The sequence below is a fragment of the Kineococcus vitellinus genome (genome assembly GCF_009906315.1).
GTDB lineage: Bacteria > Actinomycetota > Actinomycetes > Actinomycetales > Kineococcaceae > Kineococcus > Kineococcus vitellinus.
Window position 1 is genome coordinate 1 of record NZ_JAAALL010000421.1, and the last position, 2,778, is coordinate 2,778.

The 2,778-nt window shown below is 78.2% G+C and carries 1 protein-coding gene and 1 pseudogene; both read left to right on the top strand.

The features are described from left to right. Nucleotides 1-189: 189 nt before the first annotated feature. Nucleotides 190-2,466, top strand: a complete 2,277-nt coding sequence (locus GTQ99_RS21845; protein WP_166617795.1) for an EAL domain-containing protein — start codon at nucleotides 190-192, stop codon at nucleotides 2,464-2,466. Between the two features lie 4 nt (nucleotides 2,467-2,470). Continuing rightward, nucleotides 2,471-2,778: pseudogene (locus GTQ99_RS21850) on the top strand (hypothetical protein); the annotation flags it as partial.

Here is a 2,778-nt window from a genome sequence, read left to right on the forward strand (position 1 = left end):
GGGTGGTCCGTCGCAGGCTGTGACGGGCGGGATCTTGCAACGGCTCCCTGCGGTGAGCACCGGTCCCGGGAGGCGGCGCGGCGACCGGCTCGGGAACGCGTGCAAGATCACGATCCGTCACCGCTGGCGGGGGCGACGACCCACGAGTGGCCGATCCAGGCGGCGCCCGCGGTTCCCGATGCAAGCCCCGTGACGAACGTGCGGGTCCCCTGGCGGGCCGGGCTCAGCGGCCTCGTCCTCGCCTGCGCGGGGGCGGGTGCCGTGCTGGCGCACGCCCGGTGGGAGGCCGCCGCGCACGTGACGGTCCTCGTCGGGCTGGGCTGGCTGCTGGTGACGGCCCTCGCGGTCCTGGTGGTCCGGGGCACCCCGCGGGCGGGGCTGGTCCGCTACGCCGCCGGCGGCACCGCCTGGGGCGCCGCCACCGTGGTCGCCGGCACCGTGCCCGGCGCGGGCCTCGGCCCGCTGCTGCTGGTGCACCTGGTGGCGGTGCTGGCCCTGCTGGGGATGGCGGTCGTCGTCGCCCGCCAGCTGCGGCACGCGCGCACCGACCGCGACGAGCAGCCGCTGATCGTCGACGCCCTCATGCTCGGCACCGTCATGGCCACCGTCGCCTGGGACGGCTACGCCCGCGCCGGCTACGGCGGCGACGCGTGGTGGGCGGCGACGACGGCGCTCGTCATCGCCGCCGGCTCCTTCGTCGCCAGCTGCGCGACCACCCTGGCCATCGAGCTGCCGCAGCTGCGCCGGCCCAGCATCGGCATGGCGGTGTTCGCCCTCGGCACCCAGGCGGTGGCGATCACCGCGCCGCACCGCCCGGCCGTCGCGGTGGTCGCGGCCGTCCTCGCCGCGCTCGGCGGCCTGGTGTGCATGGCCACCACCCCCCGCGGCGGCCTCGTGCGCCACGGCGGGGCCGCGGCCACGCGGGCCGCGCGGCGCCTGGAGGTCGCCTCGCTGGTGCCCGGACCGCTGCTGGTGCTCGACCTCGTGGTGTGCGCGCTGTGGCCGCGGGCGGACCCGGTGTGGTTCCTCCTCCTCGTCGGCGTGCTCGGCGCGTTCGCCGTCCGGCACGCCGCCACCGCCCGCGCGGTGGACCGCACGACGGCGCGGCTGGTCTTCCAGGCCCACCACGACCCGCTGACCGGGCTGGCCAACCGCGCCGCGCTGCGGGCCGCGCTCACCGAGCCGGACAGCACGCAGTCGCTGGTGCTCTTCGAGGTCGCCGGGCTCGACGACATCGGCGACGTCCTCGGCGTCGCCGCGGGCGAGGAGGTCCTGCACGCGGCCGCCGCCAACCTGGCCCGCCAGGTGCAGCCGCTGGGCGGCACCCCGTTCCGGGTGCGCCACGACGAGGTCGCCGTGCTGCTGCCCGGCACCCCCGACACCGCCGCCCGGCACGTGCCCGCGCTCGTCGCCGCGATCGGCGCGGCGCCGCTGCAGGTCCCCGGCGCCGGGCAGTTCCCGCTGGACGCCGTCGCCGGCATCGCCTGCGTGGAGGCCCTGCGCCCCGGGCAGGCGGCGCCGGCGGCGGGCGGCGCCGGGGCGGACCCCATGACGCCGCTGCTGCGGGCCGACCTCGCGCTGCGCGACGCCCGCGGGCGCGGTGCGGGCGCCTTCTCCGTCTACTCCGGGCAGGTGGCCTCCGCGCACGCGCGCCGGCTGCTGCTGCGCGAGCGGCTGGCCGCGGCCATCGCCGCCGGCGGCATCGACGTGCACTACCAGCCGATCGTGTCGTTCGCGACGGGCCGGGTGGAGAAGTTCGAGGCCCTGGCCCGCTGGGACGACACCGAGCTGGGCCGCATCTCCCCCGTGGAGTTCATCGCCGTCGCCGAGGAGTCCAACCTCGTCGTCGCCCTCGGCGAGCACGTGCTGCGCCGGGCCGTCGCGACCGCCGCCGCCGCGGGCGTCTTCGCGGCCGGGGCGCGGCTGGCGGTCAACGTCTCCGTCGTGCAGCTGCAGGCGCCCGGCTTCGCCGACGCCGTGCGCGGCATCCTCGCCCAGCACGACGTGCCCGCCTCGCTGCTGACGCTGGAGCTGACGGAGTCCGTCTTCCTCGACAGCGACTCCCCCGCCGAGCGCGTGGTCACCGAGCTGGCCGCGCTCGGCTGCCAGATCGCCATCGACGACTTCGGCACCGGCTACTCCGCCTTCGGCTACCTGGACCGCCTGCCGGTGCACGTGCTGAAGGTGGACCGCTCGCTGACGCAGTCGCTGACGGCCCGCGGCAACGGCCGCTCCGTGGTGACGGCCGTGGTCGACCTCGCCAACCGCCTCGGCCTCACCGTCGTCGTCGAGGGCGTGGAGACCGACGAGGAGGCGGCCATCTGCCGCTCCATCTCCGCCGGGCTCGGGCAGGGCTGGCTGTACTCGGCGGCCGTCACCGCCGACCGGCTGCCCGCCGAGCTGGAGCGCCGCTACCCGGCAGGTCACGACCAGGTCAAGTCCCGGGGGCCGCGCGCCGACACCTGAGAGCGTGCCCGCCCCCCTCCCCGTGACGCGTCCCGGTGCGGGCCGCCTCACCGGGGGCGCGGGGCTGCTGGGGCTGGCCGTGCTGCTCGCGGCGCTGGCCGCCGCCGGGCCGCTGCCGCCGACGCCGGTGGGCCGGGCGCTCGTCGTCGCCGGCGTCACGGCGATCGCCGCCTGCGCGCTCGTGCTCGCGAGCCCGCGCCACGGCCGCGGCTCCCCCGCCCACCTCGTCGTCGGCGTGCTCTGGGGCCTCGGGGCCCTCGGCGCCGGGCTGGCCGGCGAGGCGCGGCTGGGCCCCTTCCCGCTGGACCACCT